We start from the raw sequence: 3,554 nt of genomic DNA, 5'->3' as shown, positions 1-3,554 counted from the left end.
GCTGCCGCCGGCGCAGCGCGACCAGCTGATGCGCCAATGGCACGACCAGACGCCGGAACAGCGCCGGCAATGGGTCCAGCACCTGGGCCCCGGCGACGCGCTGCCGCCCCCGCCGCCCCCGCCGCCCGGCCATCGCCCGCCGCCTCCGCCGCCGGACGACGACGAGCTCTGAACCCTCCGACGCCCCGCCCTCGCGGGGCGTTTTCGTCGCGGCCGCTCAGCCGCGGAAGTACGGTTCGCCGTCGCGGCTGATGCAGGTCTTCGCCACCAGCTCGTCGTCGAAGTCCGGACGCAGCGCGCCGTCCGCCAGCATCGGCGCGATGAAGTGGCAAAGGTTGCGGGCGTACATCTCCGAGGCGTGCAGCGGCGCGCCGGCCGGTAGGTTGAGAGGGCCGAGGATGGTCACGCCGCCGTGCGCCACCCGCTCGCCCGGCCGGGTCAGCGCGCAGTTGCCGCCGCTCTCGGCGGCCAGGTCCACGATCAGCGCGCCCGGCTTCATGCCCTCGACCATCGCCGCGGTGAGGATCACCGGCGCCGGCCGGCCCGGCACCGCGGCGGTGCTCACCACCACGTCGAGCGCCTTCAGGTGCTCGGCCAGCGCCTGCTGCTGCGCGGCGCGCTCCGCCGCCGACAGCTCGCGCGCATAGCCGCCGCTGCCGGCGGCGCTGACGCCGAGGTCGAGGAACTTCGCGCCCAGCGATTCCACCTGTTCGCGCGTCTCCGGCCGCACGTCGTAGCCCTCCACCTGCGCGCCCAGCCGGCGCGCGGTGGCGATGGCCTGCAGGCCCGCCACGCCGGCGCCGATCACCAGCACGCGCGCGGGGCGCAAGGTGCCGGCGGCGGTGGTCAGCATGGGGAAGAGCTTCGGCGCCGCCTCCGCCGCGATCAGCATGACGCGGTAGCCGGCCACCGCGGCCTGCGAGCTCAGCACGTCCATCGCCTGCGCGCGCGCAGTGCGCGGCAGCAGCTCCAGCGCGAAGGCGGTGAGGCGTCGCCGGCCCAGCGCCACGATGCGCGCCGCCGCACCGTAGGGACGCAGCTGGCCGGCCACCACCGCGCCCTCGCGCAGCCGCTCGTAGACGGCGTCCGGCGGCGGCATCACGCAGGCGAGCAGGTCGGCCTGGGCCAGCACGGCGTCGGCATCGGCGAAGTCCGCCTCCGCGTAGGCGCTATCGGGAAAGCCCGCCTCCGCGCCGGCGCCGTGCTCCAGCAGCACGCGCACGCCGAACGCATGCAGCTTCTTCGCGGTTTCCGGTGTGATCGCCACGCGCCGCTCGCCGGCGGCGGTTTCCTTCAATGCGGCCACGGTGATCGGCATCGGCAACCCCTCGCGGATGGTGCCCGCATCCTAGGGCCTGTTTCCGCTTTCCCGATAGCCTGCGCGAGCGACGGCGCACGCACGCGGCCGGGCCAGCGACGGGCCGTCACGCACCGCGCGGCCCGCCGGCTTGCGCCGCCGCGGCGCGCTGGCGCAGACTGGCCCGCCGGCCGCAACGCCATGCCCGCGCTGCAACGACTGCACGCGGCAGCGGCCGGATCGCCATGGAGATCCGATGTCCGTCACGACCGATCCTGCTCTGCCCCCCCTGCTCGCGCTGGCGCGCGAGGCGCGGGAGAAGGCCTGGGCGCCGTATTCCAACTTCAAGGTGGGCGCCGCGGTGGAAACCCGCGACGGTCGCCGCTTCGGCGGCTGCAACGTGGAGAACGCGGCCTACGGCCTGTGCAACTGCGCCGAGCGCACTGCGCTGTTCGCCGCCGTCGCCGCCGGCTGTCGCCCCGGCGACTTCGTGGCGCTGGCGGTGATCGCCGACACGCCCGACCCGGTGGCGCCCTGCGGCGCCTGCCGCCAGGTGATGGCCGAGCTGTGCGACGCCGCCATGCCGGTGCTGCTGGGCTGCCTGCGCGGCCACACGCACACGACCACCGTCGATGCCCTGCTGCCCGGCGCCTTCCGCGACTTCCGCCCGGGCTAGGCGATGCGCCACGGGCGGCCCGGCCGCCCGCACGCGCTACCATGACCGCTTTGCGCCGAAGATCCGCACCATGCCCGTGCCCGCTCCGTTCGACCTGCTCCGCCAACGCCTCTCCGTTCCCTCGCGCCAGCTCGGCGCCCCCGGCCCGGACGCGGCCACGCTGCACAGCCTGCTGGAAGCGGCGATCCGCGTGCCCGACCACGGCAAGCTGGAACCGTTCCGGCTGATCGAGTTGAGCGGCGAGGCCAAGCACGTCTTCGGCGAACGGCTCGCGGCGCGCGCGCTGGCGCGCGACCCGGCCATGTCCGAGGCCGCGCAGGAAAAAGAGCGCACCCGCTACGCCTTCGCCCCGCTGGTGCTCGTGGTGGTGGCGCGTGTGCACCCCAGCCCCAAGGTGCCGGCGATCGAGCAGCAGCTCAGCGCCGGCTGCGTGGCCTACAACCTGCTGCTCGGCGCGCAGGCGCTGGGCTACGGCGCGCAGTGGCTCACCGGCTGGGCGGCCTACGACGTGGAGGTGGCGGCGCTGCTCGGCCTCGCCGCCAACGAGCAGGTGGTCGGCTTCGTGCACATCGGCACGCCGCAGATCGACGTGCCCGAGCGCGACCGCCCCGCGCTGGACGACCTCTTCAGCACGTGGACGCCGTGAGCGCGCCGCACGCCGCCGAAGCGGCCCACCTGATCGACGGCAGCCTGTACGTGTTCCGCGCCTGGCATTCGATGCCGGACGAGTTCCACGACGCCGACGGCCATCCGGTCAATGCGGTGCACGGCTTCACCCGCTTCCTGTGCGAACTGTTGGAGAAAACCCGCAGCGACCACGTCGCGGTGGCTTTCGACGCCTCGCTCACCAGCTCCTTCCGCAACGCCATCTACCCCGCCTACAAGGCCAACCGCGAGCTGCCGCCGCCGGCGCTGGAGCGCCAGTTCGTGCTGTGCCGCGAGGTGGCCGAGGCGCTCGGCGTGCGGGTGCTGATCGACCACAGCTTCGAGGCCGACGACCTGATCGGCAGCGCGCTGTGGCACCTGCGCGGGCATGGCCGCGCCAGCGTGATCGTCTCCGCCGACAAGGACTTCGGCCAGCTGCTCGGCGAGCGCGACGAGCAATGGGACTACGCGCGCAACCTGCGCTGGGGCCCGGCCGGCGTGCACGAGCGCCTGGGCGTGCACCCGCACCAGGTGCCCGACTACCTCGCGCTGTGCGGCGACGCGGTGGACAACATCCCCGGCGTGCCCGGCATCGGCGCCAAGACCGCGGCCGCGCTTTTGGCCCACTTCGGCAGCCTGGACGCGCTGCTGGACCGGGTCGAGGAAGTGCCGTTCCTGCGCCTGCGCGGCGCCGCCGCCTGCGCCGCGCGATTGCGCGAGCACGGCGAGGCGGCGCGGCTGTACCGCCGGCTCACCCGCATCGCGCTGGACGCGCCGGTGGAGCCGCACGCCGACGCGCTGCTGCGCCGCCCCGGCGACGTGTCGCGCCTGGAAGCGCTGTGCGAGCGCCTGCGCTTCGGCCCGCTCAGCCGCTCGCGGCTGCGGGCGCTGGCGGGCTGAGGCGGCGGGCGCTGCCGTCGGGAGTCGGGAGTCGGG

At 74.8% G+C, this 3,554-nt stretch carries 4 protein-coding genes; 3 read left to right on the top strand and 1 reads right to left on the bottom strand.

What is annotated here, in order from left to right; all coding sequences use genetic code 11:
* Window positions 1-217: 217 nt before the first annotated feature.
* Window positions 218-1,318 (bottom strand): NAD(P) transhydrogenase subunit alpha, encoded by a 1,101-nt coding sequence (locus ACH65_RS16335; protein WP_049623690.1) that lies wholly within the window; start codon window positions 1,316-1,318, stop codon window positions 218-220.
* 235 nt (window positions 1,319-1,553) lie between these two features.
* Here ACH65_RS16335 and cdd point away from each other — a divergent pair, with 235 nt between their 5' ends.
* The 3 genes from cdd to ACH65_RS16320 all read left to right on the top strand — a co-directional run bounded on the left by cdd (window position 1,554) and on the right by ACH65_RS16320 (window position 3,518).
* Window positions 1,554-1,973, top strand: a complete 420-nt coding sequence (gene cdd, locus ACH65_RS16330) for a cytidine deaminase (RefSeq protein ID WP_049623689.1) — start codon at window positions 1,554-1,556, stop codon at window positions 1,971-1,973.
* A gap of 70 nt (window positions 1,974-2,043) precedes the next feature.
* Window positions 2,044-2,619 carry a nitroreductase family protein gene (locus ACH65_RS16325; RefSeq protein ID WP_202594233.1) on the top strand — a complete coding sequence of 192 codons (576 nt, stop codon included), beginning with the start codon at window positions 2,044-2,046 and terminating at the stop codon, window positions 2,617-2,619.
* Window positions 2,607-3,518, top strand: a complete 912-nt coding sequence (locus tag ACH65_RS16320; RefSeq protein WP_049623688.1) for a 5'-3' exonuclease — start codon at window positions 2,607-2,609, stop codon at window positions 3,516-3,518. Before ACH65_RS16325 ends, ACH65_RS16320 begins: the two co-directional genes overlap by 13 nt.
* The last annotated feature ends 36 nt before the right edge of the window (window positions 3,519-3,554 follow it).

It is taken from the genome of Frateuria defendens, from assembly GCF_001182895.1.
Lineage (GTDB): Bacteria > Pseudomonadota > Gammaproteobacteria > Xanthomonadales > Rhodanobacteraceae > Frateuria_B > Frateuria_B defendens.
This window is presented reverse-complemented; position numbering and strand designations above follow the sequence as displayed.